This is a genomic window from Nibrella viscosa, assembly GCF_039541875.1.
In the GTDB taxonomy this organism is placed as follows: Bacteria; Bacteroidota; Bacteroidia; order Cytophagales; family Spirosomataceae; genus Nibrella; species Nibrella viscosa.
The window spans coordinates 157,353-174,925 of sequence record NZ_BAABHB010000006.1; the positions used below are offsets into that span (position 1 = coordinate 157,353).

Consider the following 17,573-nt stretch of genomic DNA (forward strand, 5'->3'; position numbering starts at 1 on the left):
AACGTCTGGCCTTTTGGTTTAAGTACGTACGTCGTCTTAAATTGCCTCCAGAATAACTGCACAGGCCTGACGTATTTGCGGTTCGGTAATAATTAAGGGCGGGGCTATGCGCATGGAATTGTTGCAGAACAGAAACCAGTCAGTTATGACCCCGCAGCCGGCCTGCCCCCGATCAATGGCCCGGTCGATAATAGGCTTGAGTATCTCGAATGACTCAAATTCTGCTGCCAGCATCAGCCCTTTACCCCGTATGTTCTTAATGGCTGGATGAACCAGCAGTTGCCGAAATAACTGACCTTTCGCTTCGGCGGCTTCGTGCAAATGCTCCTCCTGGATGGTCTGTAGCGTAGCCAGTGAAGCGGCACAACTCACCGGATGCCCGCCAAAGGTGGTGATGTGCCCCAGAAGGGGGTTGTTCCTGAAAACGCCCATTACCGCCGGCGAACTGATAAAGGCCCCGATAGGCATACCGCCCCCCATGCCTTTGGCGCAGACCACCACATCCGGCACCACCCCGTATCCCTCAAACGCCCAGAAGGTACCCGTGCGACCGAATCCGGTTTGTATTTCGTCAAAAATCAGCAACGCACCTACATCTGAACACCGCCGGCGAACCGCCTGCAGGTAGGCTGTCTCCGGCACCCGGACTCCGGCTTCGCCCTGAATAACTTCCATAATTACGGCGGCTGTACGACTGGTAATCAGTTCCAGATCCTCGTGGTTACCGTGCTGAATATGCCGGATGTCGGGCAGGAGGGGGCGGTAGTTGCGCTTGAAGTCTTCGCTGCTGCCTAGCGACAGGGCTCCCTGCGTAGAGCCGTGATACGAATTGAAACAGGAAATCAGTTCAGTGCGGCCGGTATACCGCTTGGCCAGTTTCATGGCTCCCTCAATGGCTTCCGTTCCGGAGTTGGTGAAATAAACATTACTCAGGGTGGAGGGGAGCGTCTGCGCTAAGGCATGCGCCAGTTGCACCTGCGGGCTTTGCACAAATTCGCCGTACACCATCAGATGCATGTATTTGTCCAACTGCTGCTGAATAGCCCCAACCACATTGGGATGCCGGTGACCCACATTGCTGACGCCAATGCCCGAGATCAGATCAATATATTGCTGCTCATCCGTGCCGTATAGGTAAACGCCCTCGGCCCGGTCAATTTCCAGCGCCAGCGGGAAGTCTGAGGTCTGGGCGAGATGCTGAAAAAAAAGTTGTCGATGAGTCAGTGATTCCATCTTAGGGTTCAAAATAGCAGATAGAGCCGCCGACCCAGTCGAAGTCCTGGTTGAAGCGGACGCCAATCATTTCGCCCCGGCTCAGGCGGCAGAGGTTGGTCAGCAGCAATGGGCGGGGGTCTCTACGGTGCCAGATAAACAGCAGTCTGATTTCGCACTTGATCAGGCTGCCGTCAGTCGCCAGCACCACGGGCGTATACTGCACTTTGCGCTGAAGCAGGTAATTAGGCCGTTCCGCTTCCGGAATGGCATCCAGGTCGGCGGGGGTAATGTTGAGCTTGACGCCACTGCCGGCAAACGAATAGAGCGGCTTCAGCACAAACTGGCTCAGGTCTTCCGGGTATTCCGTGAGCGTGTGCAGGTAATAACTGGCCGGCGCGTACGGGCTGTCGATCAGCGGCAGGGTAAACTTGCTGATGCGGAAAAACCAGTTCGGGTGCCCGATCCATTCTACATCCACATCATCCGTCAGCGTAAAATCAGTCTGCAAATCCGGCATGTGCTCCAGTTCGTCAAATATCAGCCGGTTGTATATTTTTTTTATGTGAATCTGCCGACCGTCCTTCTCGTAGTAGAGCTGCCGGCCATTTTTCCGGATTTTGGTCAGGCAGACCGGCTCCACGCCCAGGTATCGCTTCGTCAGTTCAAAATCGATGCGGGTTTTCTGTTTCTCCGGATAAATTTCCAGCAGAATAACCTCCTCCGGATCACACAAGCCCACAATTCGCCGGCGCAGGTGCTCCAGGTACGTCTGGTTACTGTCGACGTTGAATAAGTGGGTGAAGTCTTCCGGAATAGGGAAAAACTTCCGGTACATTTCTGAGATGTACGGCTGAAAGCCGAACAGCGACGGAAAACCCTGCAGTTCGATCAATTGCGGGGTAAGTTCGCCGTTCTCGTCGCGGCAGACGGCAAAGTCAATCGCCAGAAAAGCCGGATGCTCGTCTTCGTTCGGCACAAACTGATGTGCAGGAATAGCCCGGTCCGTCAGCTCCCTGTAATCCTCGCGGGTGAGTACATCCACAATATCCTCGCAGGCAGCCAGGAGTTTTTCCTTCAGCACAGCGGGTACAAAGACCGGCGTCTCGGCAAGGCGGAAGTCCAACTGGCCAGGCAGGTCGGCCTCAACAGCGTTTAAAAAAGCCCGGTATTGCTCCGGGCTAAAGGCTTGATTGTATGCGTCACGAACAGTTGCAATCATGTTCTTGTAACAAATGAATGATACCGACAATCAGGCAAAGTGCCGCTTGTCTTCCAGCTTCATAATGGGTTCAATCCGGGTCACGCGGGTCTCGTCGGGATGGGCTTTCAGCGCTTCAATCGCGTGCCGCAAAAATGTCGGCAGCACCACCGACTCAGTCAGTTCAATCTTATTCGGGTCCTGCAACGAATGCACCATATCGTAGTACTTTTCTTCGCTGTAGTTTTCGATGATCTGATTCTTCTTCTCGTCGGTCATAAAGTACCGCAGCATACCCTCGCCATCCGCTTCCGGGTGAAACTGCGTACCGAAGATTTCGTCGGAGAAGCGAACCGCCATCACGGCTCGTTCCAGGTTGACGTGTGGCCGGATCTTTTCCAGACATAAAATCTTAGCCCCGATTTCGTCGATCCGGTCAAAATCAGGCTCTGTCAGTTGATAATCCCGGGAGTCGACCGCGTAGAACGGCTCCGGCAACGACTGGAAAAAAGGCTCCGCAGTTCCTTCATCGGTCTTGTGCATCGGAAAAATACCGAACGAGGTCGACTTCCGCTTGCTGACAGTACCGATACCCAGATGCCGGGCCACCAGTTGAAACGAGTGGCAAATCAGAAACAGATATTTTTTCTGCTCGTGACAGCGGTTATGGTGAAAAATCCGGTCGATCAGGTCGAAGTACCGGGTTTCCCAGGGCTCGTCGGAGGGCAGGGGGCTACCCGGTCCGCCCGTCGAGATAAAGATGTCGTAATCCAGACTGGGCAGCTCGTTATTAGCCCGAACGTTAAATACGTGGAAGGTCAGGGTATAATGTCCCTTGCCTTCTACCCTCCGGATCAGTTGCAGAATACAACGCATTCCCTCGTTGGGAACGTTGTTGTACATGTCCAGAACGGCGATTTTTATTGGCTTCATACAAGGGTAACTACCTCAGTCCGAAAGAAGTTTCCTGGACAATGTAGTCCACTACTTTAGTCAGGTCCTGCGTTTGATTGAACACACTGAGCTGCCGGTCGGCCCCCGTTCCCATTTCCAGGATCTTGTTCAGGTACTCCACTTCCTCGCGGCTGCCGAGGTCATCAACCACATCATCCACAAAATCGAGCAGCTCCTGCGCCAGGTGGTGGTACGGCACTTCCTGCTGTTTACCGAAGTCGATCAGCTTGGCTTCGATGCCGTAGCGGGCAGCCCGCCATTTGTTCTCGTTGATCAGAATCCGGCGGTAGGGGCGGAAGTTCAGGTTCTGGCGGTGCAGCTTGTGAATTTTCGCCACCAGCGCCTGCATCAGCGCGGCCAGGCAGATGGTTTCGTCGACCCGCATGGGCACGTCGCAGATCCGGAACTCGATGGTGTCGAAGAACGGGTGCAGGCGGATGTCCCACCAGATTTTCTTACCGTTATCGATACACCCCGTTTTCACCAGCAGGTTGATGTACTCATCATACTCCGAAGCTGAGGAGAAAAAGTCGGGGATACCCGTTCGCGGAAACTTATCGAATACTTTGGAGCGGTACGATTTAAAACCGGTATTGCGGCCGCACCAGAACGGTGAGTTGGTCGATAAGGCATAAATATGCGGCAGGAAATACCGCACGGCATTCATAATCTGAACGCCCTCGTTCCGGCTTTCGATGCCCACGTGTACGTGCAGGCCGAAAATCAGGTTGGAGCGGGCCACATCGCGCATCTCGTCGATCAGCTTATCGTAGCGTTCGTTGGGGGTGATAAGCTGCGCCTGCCAGTCGGAGATAGGGTGCGTACCGGCGGCCGCAAGTTGCAGGTTCTGTTTATCGGCCAGATCCAGGATCATCTTGCGCAGATAGGTCACCTCCTGACGGGCTTCCTGAATATTGTGGCAGATGTTGGTGCCGACCTCCACTACGGCCTGGTGCATTTCGGCTTTTACACGCTCCTGGAGAATGATTTCACCACCCTCCACGATTTTAGACATATGGGAACGCAGTTCACGCGTCTCCGGGTCGATCGTCTGAAACTCCTCTTCAATTCCTAAGGTGAAAACAGGCATACAGGCAGCGGTTAGGAGGCAGTTGTTTTCTTTTTGGATTTGGGTTTGGCCGGGTCGGCGGCATTGGTCTGTGTTGCGGCCGGTGCTAAGCCCTGCCCCTGCGCCGAGTGCCGGATAAACGTACCCCAGGTGAGGTTGCTCTGGCCGGGTTTATGCGCTCTGGCCCGCTCAATGGCGTAGTTGGCGGCCGTCTCCACTACCCAGTCGAAGTTCTCCTGACCTACCGAATACACATCGGCATCGGGTGCCGGGTTGCCGAAGTCAATGGCGTACGGAATACCGTCGCGCACGGCAAACTCCACCGTGTTGAAATCGTAGCCGAGCGCCTGGTTTAGCTTGATCACGTAATCTTTCACCGTCGCCAGCAGCTTTTTGGCGGCTGGTCCGGTCGCTTTGGTTTCTGACACGTAGCGAAGGTGGTGCGGGTTGCGGGGCTCATACGGCATAATCCGGACCTCTTTGCCGCCGATGCAGTAGCACCGGAAGTAATCGTCGAAGTCAATGGCCTCCTGAAACAGCATTACCAACTGATTGGTCTCGCCGTAGGCCCGGAAAAATTCCTCGGCATTATGCAGTTTATAGACGTGTTTCCAGCCTCCGCCGGCATGGGGCTTCATAAATGCCGGAAAACCGATATGCTGGAAAATAGCGTCCCAGTTCATCATCTGCAGGTTGCGGAACGATTTTTCATTGGTATCGTCCGGCCGGTCTTTCGAGGGCAGCAGCACCGTTTTGGGTACCGGTACGCCCACCTGCACGGCCACGGCGTTATTGAAGAATTTTTCGTCGGCGCTCCACCAGAACGGATTGTTGATGACGGCGGTGCCGCAAATGGCAGCATTTTTCAGGTAAGCGCGGTAAAACGGAACATCCTGCGAAATGCGGTCGATGATTACGGCGTAATCCGTGGCCACGGCTTGTTCTACCTGCGGAATGCTAACAAATTCGGCGATTATATCCTTTTGTTTTTTCTCGTTGATGCGGTCGACAAACGCCTGGGGGAAGGTGTTTTCCTGCCCGAAAAGGATTCCTATTTTCTTCATAGTGAGAAGTGATTATGAGCTAAATTGAGCTGATTAATGATGCAAGTTAGATTAAAGAAAGGTAGTGGGGAAACATTTCGCGCCAGACGGGCCAGTCATGTTCGCCCCAGGGCCGCACGTCGAGCCAGTGCGGAATATGTTTCCGGCTCAGAATCTCAGACATCCGGTGGTTTTCCGGGCGGCAGAAATCGTAGGCCGAGGTCCCAAGCACGATCTTCATCTGGTAAAAATGGTCGTTATGGGCGTTCGGAATGTAATCGGGCGGATTGTTGAGGTACACATTGGTGTCGTAGTACCCGCTCATAAAGGAACGGATGTCAAAAGCCGCCCCCATCGAGAACATATACGCCACCTGATCGGGGTGCCGGAAGGCAAAGTTCAGTGCCTGAAAGCCGCCGAAGCTGCACCCGGCTACGCCAACCTTGCTGACGTTACACTCCCGCTGCACCGAGGGCACCAGTTCTTCGCACAGGAACCGGTCGTATAGCACATGGTTCCAGATGCGGGCACCGGGATGCAGGTGCTTGGCGTACCAGCTATCCCGGTCGATGCTATCGACGCAAATGAGTTTTATTTTGCCGGTTTCTACAAACCAGCGGGCGGTTTCAATGAACCCAAAGTTCTTGTATTCGTAATAACGGCCCATCGTGGTCGGGAACAGCAGGACCGGGTAGCCCCAGTTGCCATACACCAGCAGTTCGATGTCGCGGCCCAGATGATGCGAGTAAAATCGTCGGTATTCTTCGTGCAAAATGAGTATGATTAGGTAAAATCTGTGGACTAATGAACGGGTAAATTTCGAAAAAGTCAAAAAGTACGTCGGTATATAGGACGCAAACTTTACCTTTGGCGGCATCAATAACCTATATGTACCACCTGTTTATCTTGTTTTTTCGTCTAATGAACAATCCGACGGCTGAGCCTGTTTCTTCGTCCATATTCCCTTCTAAACCATCCGTTACGGTTGTTCGCGACACCGCCCTGGTGTCTGTTCCGCTTAATCGCCCGGTAACGCTAGATATTATTCTGCCGCCCGATTATAATAGCGGGCCCGACGATCTGCCGGTGCTGTACCTCAACGATGGTCAGGATTTGCCCCGGTTGCGGTTGACTGAAATTTTGGATTCCCTCTATCAGCAGCAGGCAATTCCCTCGTTTGTGCTAGTTGCCATTCACGCGGGTGATCGTATTCAGGAGTATGGCACGGCCGTGCAGGCCGATTATATGCAGCGCGGCAGCAAGGCCGGTTTGTATACCAATTTTATACTGACGGAGTTGCTGCCCTATATCCGGAAGCACTACCGGATAACCACCCATCCGGCCCGGTCTGTCTTTGCCGGTTTCTCGCTGGGAGGGCTATCCGCCTTTGACCTGGTCTGGCATCATCCTGAGCACTTTAGCAAAGCCGGTGTCTTTTCCGGCTCCTTCTGGTGGCGCAAAAAAGGTCTGGACGCGGGCTATACCGATGCCGACCGGATCATGCATGAGTTGGTACGTAAAGGCAAAGCCGATAAACGACTTAAGTTCTGGCTGCAGACCGGTACCCTGGACGAAACCGACGACCGCGACAACGATGGGGTTATCGATTCCATTGACGATACGCTCGACCTGATTGCCGAACTGGAGCGGAAAGGATACCGCTGGGGACGGGATATTCGTTACGTAGAGGTAATGGGCGGCCGGCATAACCCGGAAACCTGGTCTCAGGTGATGCCCGACTTTTTACGCTGGGCCTTCGGGGCTGCTAACTAATTCACGTATATGCGCAATAATGTAACGCTGCCGGCGGCTGGTTTGCTACTGGCGTTTCTATCCTGCACAACCGGAGGAGTCAGACAAACGGCTGCCACATCGGCAGATAACGAAAAGCACCCGCGGCCCAGCCCGGCAAAACAGGAGACCTACTCTCAAACCGGCAACCTGCCACCCGCCGGCGGGCAATCCGGCATGACCCGTATCCTGACCCGGCGCATGACCGACCGGAAAGGCAAAATTGGCCGCAACCAGTTACCCGATAACAGCTACTACTCGCCCAATTACCATTTCTATATTCCCTTCGGTATTCCGGGCGTCAGCATAGACGACTGGAAAAAGCAGGGGTATAACCATTTTGATATTGCCTATGTGCATGATGACCTGGATGCTGGTCGAACAAAAGCGCAGGAATGTGCATACCTGATGGGTGAGCAACTGGTAGTTCCGGGCGATTTGCGCAACTGGACTTATTTTCACACCCCTATCGATGTGGTTGCCCAGCGCCTTTGGGAGTTTTCTCAGGTCGACCCTCGGGCTTCGCTGATTATCCCAAATATCGAAACTATTGGAATATGGTCCTGGACCGGTATGCCTGCCAACGACTGGAATACGATCCGGAACCAAACGACCAGATGCGAGATTGACGGAAAATCGCGTACCTACCAGCAGTTGCGCGACGCCGGCCTCGAAATTGCCGAAATACACCAGCGCTGGATAAACCGGTATATCCTCGTCCGTGAAGTTATCAAAAACGTTGTGCCTGGCATGAAATATACGATGGGTACGTCTATTTACCAGGGCTCACCAACCGGCGAATCGGTGCCGGATAAAACCATTCCCTTTACGGATGCCCGCGCCAATATTCGCCACTGGACCGGGCGGAATGATGATAAACTGGCATTTACGACCCACGGAAAGCCGGTGACGCTGACAATACCCAAAGGCGATAATTTGTTTAGCGGGGAGGATGTCCATTGGGATTATGACTACCCGCATACCGTGGATATGCTGGAGTCGGACTACAACGACATCTTTGTTCATAAAAAGCCGGGCACCCAGACGAATATGTATATCTGGTCGAAGGTCTTACCGGCACACGCGGGTGGCTGGATCAAAGCCCGCTGGCAGTTGATCCGCCGGAAGCTGAAAGCCAACGGGTTAAATCCGGATATTCCCATTGTTCATATGGCCGAGATGCAGGCGGAAGGCAACGAGTCGATTGCCATAGTCAGCGAAGAGGGTATCTGGCTGCGAGTGGCCAACGGACGACTGCCGTTTGATGATATTACTCCTTTGCCGGGCCTGGATCGTCCGAAGCTGGCCTTGTCGCCTGATTATCAGTACTCTATCGGTATCTGGCACCGCTTTCTGAACAAGTACGGGGGCAATTACTTTTTCAATGCACCTAATACGGTATCGCTCGATGGCAGTTTTTCCTGGTATACTCAGCATTTGCACTGGGTAGATGCCCGCTTGCAGGCTCGGGAAGACATGCAGCACCTGGAGCGCTTTATCGACAACTCGATCCTGGTAGAGGACCCGGAGGTGATGGAACAGGGAAAAACAAGCTGGGAGGCTTACGATGGCGTACAGGCGTACAAATGGCAGGGAAAATCCCGCAAAACCGTTCGACCGGCCTATAGCCTCCGGTACTGGACCACCAACGGCAAAACCTGGGTAGTTATTGTCGGCTCGTTTCCGCAAAGTCACGGTGAACGCCGGACGGATAGAATCCGGGTATCGGGCGGAGCGCTCAACGGGGCCGTGTTTGAGGTAACCCTGACAGGACCAACGGCGCATCTGATCGAATTTACGGTGCCGGCGGATGGGGCTGCCAAACTCTTCCGGAGCGGTCCCGTGCTGAACCCCAAACTCACCATGCCCGGTTACGGTGGTCAGGCCGTAATCGATCCGGCTACTCCGCTGCTAAGTCCGGCTACGGCCAATGTGCGGAAGCAGTGACTGGAAGGCTGTCTGCAAGCCCGAAACCAGGGTTGGGAGCGGGCCACGAAACGAAACATATGCCGGAGCAGGCGGGCGTTGGGGTTGCTTCCGTTGCTTCCTGTACACCCAGACCCCCATCAGCAGCAGAACAATTCCCAATCCTGGCAGCAGATACATCCAGTTCCCGGACGAATGCAGCGGCTCAGGGTTGCCAATTAGCAGGATTCCGGCCCAATGGTAGGGAAGTTGTCGCTCATCGCCGGCCGTTGCCAGAAATTCCTGTTTGGCTTTTTGGAGTGCCAGGTCTTTTGGAAGCCCGTCGGCCAGGTGTTTGAAAAACAGGTTGGTGATCTCATAGGTAGGCTTGTTTTCGACGCTCCAGAGGGTAGTCAGAATACTGGGAATACCCAGCAGCGCGAACCCCCTGGCCAGGCTGAATACCCCTTCGCCCTGCTGGTTGGTGCCGATGCCGGTCTTACAGGCCGAGAGCACCAGCAATTGCGTATGGAACTCCTGCTCCGCCTGTAGTTCGGACAGATGCAGCAACGAGTCGGCAAAGTACAACACCGGTTCGCGACCGCTGCTGTCGGCATCGGCATGGGTTAGCAACTGAACAACGCGGGTTGTAGGGGCATGCTGGCGGAAGCCCTGCCGGGTTGCGGCCTGCTGGGTAAGGAGCGTAGACGACGCGAACAGCCTGCGAGCCTGTTCCAGGGCTACATCCGACCCGATCAGGGTAGGCTGCCCCAGAGATGAAGCGAATGTTACCGGGGCCACCCCAAGAAAATCCTGATCACCGGTTACCGCAACCGGTTTTTGCTTTAGCAGCAGACTGGCTGAATACACATAACTAAACGCATACGAATCAATCAGAAATTGCGGTTGGCGTGCCGAACGGCTCAACGCATCAAAGGGGAAAAAAAAGCCCTCCGGCGACACAATGACTCGTCCGCCTGGTAGCAGCATGGGTTCCAGCAGTTGGCGGTACAGCGAATTCGATGCTTTCAGGAATGCATCATATTCGGATAGCTGCATCGAACTTTTCTCCAGCAGCGGCAAAAACTGCTGCATGGATTGGGCATATTGGTCAACCGGCCGGCGTATTAATTTAGTTTCGGTTGGGGTGACTTTCATCACATACAAGGCACTGTCGCCCACAAAGTACGTAAGCAGCGAGGCCGCCTGCGTGGTCAGATACGATTGCAGCTTTGATAGCGACGGCGGTGTGTTATCGTATTTATAGCGGTAATACTGAGGGTTTGAACGCTCTATCGTTTTAATTACCTGTTCAAACTCCGTCTGCCTGGCCATAAGCTCGGTACGGGTTTTCTGGTAAGCAGTGCTTTTGGGGGATACGCTAAACAGTTTTAGTTGCAGATAATTTATCCGTTCCCGTAACTCCTGCTCAAATGTAGCCTGTTCCGGGGTCAACTGTAAACGGGCACTTAATTCGTTAAGCTTATCGGTGAGAAGAACTGCCCGGCTTTTTTCAAAAAAGTAAAACGCCTTTTGTGAATTGCCGGATAAATAACAGGCCTCGATCGCCTGCTCATACAGCTTTCGGGTTTTCTTTCGCCAATATAATTTTGATAAAGTCCCGGTCTGCTCCCAGCGCATGTAATCGATCATCCGATCGGCGAGCTGGTATGTGTCCATTGCCTGTTGCAGGTGAGCCGGATTTCGGCTTGTTTTATAAAAGTTTAGCCACGTTTCGGCTTTATCCTGAATCATGGAAATAATAAATTCCTTGTGGGAGACAAGCCGGATCAGTTGTGGCTCCGGCAGCTTGTCGATACCAGAAACCGCTCCGGTGCCCAGAATACCAGATAAACCAGCCTGGTAAGCCGCCAAAGCTTTTAGGAACTGATTTTGTCGCTGATAGATATAACCTAGATTATTCTGTATGCGAAGTCTTAAATAAGTATTGTCTGCGAAGCTGAGTGCTTGTTTTGAGTAGCGCTCAGCTTCGATTAGTTTGTTAAACTTTAAATGGTAAAAGCCTAAATTCAGATAGCTTTCACAGATTGCTTCGGTGTCCTTCTCCATTTCGTTCAGCCGTTTGGCTTCGTACAGGCAGCGTAGCACACCGGTCAAATCCTGTCGCCGGCTTCTCAGCCGGGCCTGGAATAAAAGAAGTTTAGCCAATATGAAGGCCTGCCCGGGTTGCTGTCTGGCGAAAGCAATGGCGGCTACCACTTCAGTCTCGGCGGTACTATTTTCTTCGATTTCACATAAGCCCCGTACTTTTTCGTACCAGTTTTCCAGATACCCATCCACATCATTCGCAGTTTTTCCGCGGAGCATCCCCTGTTCCGCCAATTCAGTTGCCCGCTGGTATTCACCTGATGCACTGGTAATATAGGCCCAGATGCTGTAACAGTAGGATGTCCAGCGGCAACCAGGCAACGTTTCCCCAACGGCAACTCCTTTCTTAAATGCGTCTGAGGCCTCTTTAAAATCGAATCGCGATCCATGATTATAGCCTAATCGGTAATACGCTTCAACCAGGGATTCTTTTTTTAATTCGACATGGGAACCCGGACGGGCATAAAACGAAATTACGTTGTTTATATCCGCAATCGCCTTGTCATAAATCTTTTCATTGGAATAGGCTTTGGCCCTTTTTAAAAGCATATCGGCAACGGTAGAATCAGTGGGGTATCCGCATGTCTGCCAGCCTGCCAGTATAGAAGAGATGCGTTGAATCTGTTCGGCTGCTGACAAGTCAAGGCTTGCCTTAAACGAACGGGTTAATTCAGACCGGTCCGGGCAGGTCGCAGGGGCAACGGCCGGAAAAAGGACGCCCACAGCAACTATACAGTACCCAAGCCACAATGCTTTTACGAACTTTTTCATAGAAGGTAATGCAAGGCGTGTATCTCTGAGAGCCAGGTATGCTTAGTAGAAGAAGAGCAGGGCGGCAATACAGAGTAAAACAAACAGAATGGATGCCGCCAAAACAGGTACGGTTACCTTCTGTTTTTTCTGTTTAAGATCAATGTACTGGCCTTCTCCTTTGATTCTGTCCTTTACATCGCTGCTTATCGAATAGCCGTCGAGCTGATTAAGCAAATTCTGGCTATTCTGCGGTTGCCCACGCTCATTAGTTATAGTATTTGCCACCCTGCCGGCCACATATGGAGTTGCAAATGAGGTGCCTGGTTCGATCGTATTAAATACAGGAATGACAAAGGAGCGACGGCCTCTGGGCGAACTATTGTCCGTTGTATTGGATAACACCCCAATGTCTACGTGCGTAGAAGAAAAGTTCTCCGAAACGGCAAGCGATCTGCCACCGGGGTTGGTAATAACCGAGGTAACCCCAATAATATTCGCGTTCGGATAGCAAACCGGAAATAATACCGGAGAGTCAGATAAATTCAGGGTGGTATCGTTTACGGCGTTGCCGGCCGCAGCAATTACGTAAATGCCTTCATTCTCCAGTTCGGTCATTGCTTCATCCAGCAGGCGGTATGGCCCTGGCTGGTTGTTGCCGGCCCTTCTGGTAGCACTGCTGAATGTCCAGCTCGCATTAATGACGCTTGCTTTATGAATGCGGGCATACTCCAGGCCGCACAGGGTATCAAAATAGTCTACAACCCCAAAGCGATCCGTAACTTTCACCGGAATGATCTGGGCATCGGGGGCTACGGAATGAATAATTGCGCAAATTTTTGTTCCGTGAAAATCAGGATGATCGTCTTTGGGGATAGCGTTATTATCGGTGAAGTTCCACCCTGTTCCAACCTGCCCGCAATTGCCCGTTGGGTCAGCACCACCATCCTGAAACCAGATACCGGTATCCAGCACGGCAATTTTCCGGTCTTTACTGGTTTGCGTTGCCTGAGCGTATACCGCCTGAAGGTTGGCTTTATCTGCCTCCGACAAGGTCTGACCGTTATCAACGCCAATACCGATTATCGATTGGCCATAGGTTTTGGGGTCGCCGTGCTGTCTTCCGCTGCCGGCCGCATCGCCGGTTTGAATTGTTCCCCCACTGAGTAGCTCCTGTTCAAAAAAGGTAATGTCCTGATTGTCGGCAAAGGCTAGCAAGACAAACTGCTTTGCATCCTGGGTGCACTGTACCGCTTTTAGCACGGTAAGCCTTACTTCTCTTTCTAGTTTTTTATCTCCTTCAATGACTATAGTTTTGGTAATCTCCTGGTTTTCCTTCCCGAAGAATTCATCGAGAAAACTTTTCCCATTCTCGGGTCGTTCGGCTAAGATGAATTTCTTCTTGCAGATCACTCGGCCGGCCATATCGATCGCCAGATAATCTCTTTCGTCTTCCGGAACCACCTTCCGGATTTCGTTCATAAATTCGGCAGGGTCCTGGGGTTTCCCATCAGCAGGCTTTTTGCCTCCTTTGCCGTCTCCAGGGTTATACTGTTTGGGAGTTGCCATGATTGTTCGGTTATAAAGTTTAAGAGACTATAAGGCATTAATCAATTCTTCGGCTTCTTTCTTTCCCGCTAAGTTCTTGTCGATCACCGTCTGCAGCAATTTTTCAGCCTGGTTTTTATCCATCGGTTGATTGCGCTTCAAATGCGCCAGCGCTTCGTAAAAGGTCCCGGTGTTGGGGTAAACCGGCAGTAGGCTCAGCCGATTGAAGTAGCCGATAGCCTGGTCGTATTTTTCAGTCCGCAGGGAAACGATGCCGGCAAATGTCAACGCATCCGGATTGTCAGGCTCGCGTTGCAGGACCGCTGTAAACAGGGCACCGGCTTCGGCAAACTTCCCGGCATTGTAGGCTGCCTTACCCATCGACAAGCTGTCTGAGGTGCCGCCCATTGCCTGCCCCAGGTCACTAAAATTCCGATTGATGTAGGCTTCGGCCAGGGCGGTGGCGGTTGGTTGGCTATTCTGTTGCCGGATATACCAGCCTATGCCCAGAATGAGCAGCAGGCAGGCGGCCGCTGCAGACGCATAGGCCCAGATTCCCAGACGCCGGGTAGGGGTGGGGGTCGTATTTTGGCGGGTAACCCATTCGGCCCGGCGTTGCTCCCGGCTTTCGGCGTTGGCGGCCCGCCGGGTCATCAGATAGAAGGCCGTGGTATCCGCCAGACCAGGGTCTGACTGGAGATCGGCTTCAAACGCCGTACGCTCGGGCGCGGTCATCCGGCCGCTAAAATAGTCATCTATTCGTTCCAGTTCGTTCATGGTTTCTTTCCCCGATAAAAATCACGTAATCGTTCCATACAGCGCAGCCGACTGGTCTTTGCCACATCCGATGAATTATAGCCCTGGCGTCCGGCTATTTCTTCGTCGGTATACCCTTCGGCCCAGGCCAGTAGCATCTCGCGGCATTTTTCGCTCAGCAGGCGGATTCGTTGCTGCAGCAACTCGGCCTCATACTGGTCCATCAGCCGTTGAATAGCAGGGCGGGCTTCGTCGGGCACCTGTAGGATGGTATCGTCCAGCGAAAGCGTGTTATGAACACTCCCTCGATTAGTCGCGTTTTTTCGGATAAGGTCAACACATTTATTGTTAAAAATCTGATACACATACGTTTTAAGGCCTGAGCGGCCTTCAAAGCGGTCAGCAATTATCTGATCAATAACCGACAGAATGGTGTCGGTATAGGCACTGGCACATTCTTCTCCGGAAAGCTTGTGTTTGCGACTTCCGTCGCGCACTAAATAGTAGTAGCGGTCAAACAACACGGTCTCACACTGCCGGCGCCGGGTACCGCCGGCTTTAATTCCGTCGATGATAGCCTGGTCCGGGAACTGGCTGGAAAATAAGCCCATACATGGTTTTTAAAGGAAGGTAAGTTCGGAAAAACTTTATAGGAAGCAAATTTTTTTAAACCCCTGTTTCCTGAACGGGAGCTGAGCGCGACAAACCAGCATAACCACACAATCCATAAATACAATGAAACGCATGTTCAACCTTCCTCCTGCCCGTCTATTGCGGGCTAATCAGTCTCCGCAGGAGACCTTAACAAACCGGCCCGTAAGCGGGCATGGGTTCGCAAATGCCGAAGCCCGGTTGTTGTTCCGACGCCTTGCGCTCTCCCTTGCCGGTGTGATTGCTTCTCTTGTTATAGGTTCGGCCTATGCTCAGCAGGTCAATGCCGGGTCTGAGATGGCGGCCCTGACAGCAGGGGCTATTGTGCAGGAACCGTCAACGGACTTACCGCTGCGGCCGGCTGGTCTGTATGTAAATACCTTCAGCTCCAAAGACGGGTCGTGTCTGTATCTGATTTTTAGCAATCCGGACCGTGAGCGGTTGACGATCAAGCTGATGAATGAGAAAAATCAGACACTTTTCGATCAGTTCACCAACAGCCGCGAACATGGATATCGGTTCAGACTGGAAGGGTTACCGGCCGGCAACTATAAGGTTTTGGTACAGGGGCAAACAAAAAAAATCACCCGCGACATTGCCTTCCGTATCCAGCCTATTTCCTATCAGGTGACCATGAACCAGAGCGTAACGGAAGATGCCGTGGCGGTACGGCCGAAAAAGCAAAACGCGCCCGGAAGCGAGCATTAACCATTGGTAACCTGTGTTCAACCTTCCTCATTAGGTTACCCGTTCCGAAACGGCCCGTCAGAAACGGGCCGTTTTTCGTTTGTGCCAGATACTGACAAAAATTACATATATTCAGCGGCCAAACAATGATGCTCACCGATGCGCCTTTTACCTGTCCTAAGTATTCTTTGCCTGGCCCAAACTGTATGGGCGCAGCCGCAGTTTTCCGTAAGCTTTCCGGCCTCGCGCAGCGATCAGCCCCTCGACGGACGACTTTTGCTTATCCTGGCCAATAACGACAAAGCGGAACCCCGGTTTCAGATCAACGACGATGCACAAACGCAAATGGTTTTTGGTGTGAACGTCGATGCCCTGAAGCCCGGCCAGCCGGTGGTGGTCGATAGCCGTGCCTTTGGCTATCCACGGCGCAGCCTGGCCGATGTTCCTCCCGGTGATTATTATGTACAGGCCCTGCTGCACCGCTACGAAACCTTCCGGCGGAAAGACGGTCACGTAGTGAAATTGCCGATGGACCGGGGCGAGGGGCAGAACTGGCGCACCGCTCCCGGTAATCTGCTCAGCAAACCGGTAAAAATCAGGATAGATCCCAAACAGAAGCAATTCATCCGGCTCGTGATGGATCAGGAAAACCCGCCTATTCCGGCACCTGCGGATACCAGATACATAAAGCACATAAAAATTCAGAGCAAATTGCTGAGTGAGTTCTGGGGACGGCCCATGTTCCTGGGGGCCCACGTGCTGCTGCCCGCCGGCTTTGATGAACACCCGGACGCCCGCTATCCGCTTTGCGTTTTTCACGGACATTTTCCCGGTGATTTTTCCGGCTTCAGCGAAACGCCCCCAGACCCGAAGATGGACACAACCGATTACATCGAACGGTTTAATCTATACGGCTACCGGAAGATTGTTGCCCAGGAAGCGTATAATTTTTACCGGCAGTGGACCAGCAAAGACTTCCCCCGGATGCTAATCGTGGAGATTCAGCACCCTACCCCGTATTACGACGACTCCTATGCCGTGAACTCGGCCAACCAGGGGCCCTACGGCGACGCTATTACCTATGAACTCATACCCGAAATAGAACGCCGTTTTCGGGGCATTGGTCAGGGGTGGGCCCGCTTCCTGTACGGCGGCTCAACGGGTGGCTGGGAAGCGCTGGCGGCTCAGGTCTTTTACCCGGACGAATACAACGGCTGTTTTGCCGCCTGCCCCGACCCAATTACCTTCAGTGCCTATACGGTTGTTGATATTTACAAAGACAAAAATGCCTACTACCTCGACAGTCCGTTTAAACGCACTCCCCGGCCGGGCAAGCGCGATTACCTGGGTCATGTCAAATGTACGGTAGAGGATATGAACCACCGTGAACTGGCCCTGGGCACCAATGGCCGCTCCGGCGATCAATGGGACATCTGGCAGGCCGTTTATTCACCCGTTGGGCCGGATGGTTACCCAAAACCGATCTGGAATAAACTAACGGGCGAAATTGATCCGACGGTAGCGGCTTACTGGCGCGAAAATTACGACCTACTCCATATTCTGAAGCGGGACTGGGCCAAACTGGGGCCGAAGCTGACAGGTAAAATCCATATCTATTGTGGCGACATGGACAATTATTACCTGAACAATGCCGTGTATCTGATGGAGGATTTTCTGAAGCAGACAAAATCTCCGCATTACTACGGCGAGGTGGACTACGGCGACCGCGCCGAACATTGCTGGAACGGCGATCATACTCAGCCCAACTACATTAGCCGGCTCCGGTACAATACCCTATACCTGCCCAAAATCCTGAAACGACTCGAAACCTCGGCACCCGCCGGCGCCGACCTGAGATCCTGGCGGTACTAAAAAGAAAGCGGAGCACCGTTGGGGG

14 protein-coding genes are annotated in these 17,573 nt (G+C 52.9%); 4 read left to right on the forward strand and 10 right to left on the reverse strand.

The genetic code is table 11. The annotated features are described in order from the left end of the window. Window positions 1-36 precede the first annotated feature (36 nt). Genes ABD931_RS16395 through ABD931_RS16420 form a run of 6 tightly spaced genes read right to left on the reverse strand, consistent with a single transcriptional unit; the run spans window position 37 to window position 6,251 of the window. Window positions 37-1,233, reverse strand: coding sequence for an aspartate aminotransferase family protein (locus ABD931_RS16395; protein ID WP_345268898.1), 1,197 nt, complete (start codon window positions 1,231-1,233; stop codon window positions 37-39). 1 nt (window position 1,234) lies between these two features. Then, window positions 1,235-2,434 (reverse strand): hypothetical protein, encoded by a 1,200-nt coding sequence (locus tag ABD931_RS16400; protein WP_345268899.1) that lies wholly within the window; start codon window positions 2,432-2,434, stop codon window positions 1,235-1,237. A 30-nt stretch (window positions 2,435-2,464) separates the two neighbouring features. Next, window positions 2,465-3,346, reverse strand: coding sequence for a type 1 glutamine amidotransferase (locus tag ABD931_RS16405; RefSeq protein ID WP_345268900.1), 882 nt, complete (start codon window positions 3,344-3,346; stop codon window positions 2,465-2,467). Window positions 3,347-3,356: 10 nt separating this feature from the next. After that, window positions 3,357-4,457 carry a carboxylate-amine ligase gene (locus tag ABD931_RS16410; protein WP_345268901.1) on the reverse strand — a complete coding sequence of 367 codons (1,101 nt, stop codon included), beginning with the start codon at window positions 4,455-4,457 and terminating at the stop codon, window positions 3,357-3,359. Window positions 4,458-4,468: 11 nt separating this feature from the next. Beyond that, window positions 4,469-5,500, reverse strand: coding sequence for an ATP-grasp domain-containing protein (locus tag ABD931_RS16415; RefSeq protein ID WP_345268902.1), 1,032 nt, complete (start codon window positions 5,498-5,500; stop codon window positions 4,469-4,471). Between the two features lie 46 nt (window positions 5,501-5,546). Further along, window positions 5,547-6,251, reverse strand: a complete 705-nt coding sequence (locus ABD931_RS16420; RefSeq protein ID WP_345268903.1) for an esterase family protein — start codon at window positions 6,249-6,251, stop codon at window positions 5,547-5,549. Window positions 6,252-6,400: 149 nt separating this feature from the next. Between ABD931_RS16420 and ABD931_RS16425 the strand changes: the two genes are divergently transcribed. Together ABD931_RS16425 and ABD931_RS16430 are read left to right on the forward strand one after the other, a co-directional pair. Then, entirely contained in the window at window positions 6,401-7,252 is an 852-nt protein-coding gene (locus ABD931_RS16425) for an alpha/beta hydrolase (RefSeq protein ID WP_345268905.1), read from the forward strand. Between the two features lie 9 nt (window positions 7,253-7,261). Beyond that, a complete protein-coding gene (locus ABD931_RS16430; RefSeq protein WP_345268906.1) occupies window positions 7,262-9,217 on the forward strand; it encodes a hypothetical protein in 1,956 nt (651 codons plus the stop codon). Here ABD931_RS16430 and ABD931_RS16435 read toward each other — a convergent pair. The 4 genes from ABD931_RS16435 to ABD931_RS16450 all read right to left on the reverse strand — a co-directional run bounded on the left by ABD931_RS16435 (window position 9,182) and on the right by ABD931_RS16450 (window position 14,949). Further along, window positions 9,182-11,833 carry a CHAT domain-containing protein gene (locus ABD931_RS16435; RefSeq protein WP_345268907.1) on the reverse strand — a complete coding sequence of 884 codons (2,652 nt, stop codon included), beginning with the start codon at window positions 11,831-11,833 and terminating at the stop codon, window positions 9,182-9,184. The genes ABD931_RS16430 and ABD931_RS16435 overlap by 36 nt on opposite strands. Before the next feature lie 264 nt (window positions 11,834-12,097). Beyond that, window positions 12,098-13,603, reverse strand: coding sequence for a S8 family peptidase (locus tag ABD931_RS16440; RefSeq protein ID WP_345268908.1), 1,506 nt, complete (start codon window positions 13,601-13,603; stop codon window positions 12,098-12,100). A gap of 27 nt (window positions 13,604-13,630) precedes the next feature. Beyond that, window positions 13,631-14,359: a tetratricopeptide repeat protein gene (locus ABD931_RS16445; protein WP_345268909.1), complete on the reverse strand. Its 729-nt coding sequence runs from the start codon at window positions 14,357-14,359 to the stop codon at window positions 13,631-13,633. Further along, window positions 14,356-14,949 (reverse strand): RNA polymerase sigma factor, encoded by a 594-nt coding sequence (locus ABD931_RS16450; protein WP_345268910.1) that lies wholly within the window; start codon window positions 14,947-14,949, stop codon window positions 14,356-14,358. Before ABD931_RS16450 ends, ABD931_RS16445 begins: the two co-directional genes overlap by 4 nt. A gap of 124 nt (window positions 14,950-15,073) precedes the next feature. Here ABD931_RS16450 and ABD931_RS16455 point away from each other — a divergent pair, with 124 nt between their 5' ends. Both ABD931_RS16455 and ABD931_RS16460 read left to right on the forward strand, forming a co-directional pair. Next, complete coding sequence (locus ABD931_RS16455; protein ID WP_345268911.1) at window positions 15,074-15,697, forward strand: hypothetical protein; 624 nt, start codon at window positions 15,074-15,076, stop codon at window positions 15,695-15,697. 138 nt (window positions 15,698-15,835) lie between these two features. Then, entirely contained in the window at window positions 15,836-17,548 is a 1,713-nt protein-coding gene (locus ABD931_RS16460; protein WP_345268913.1) for an alpha/beta hydrolase, read from the forward strand. Window positions 17,549-17,573: the final 25 nt, after the last annotated feature.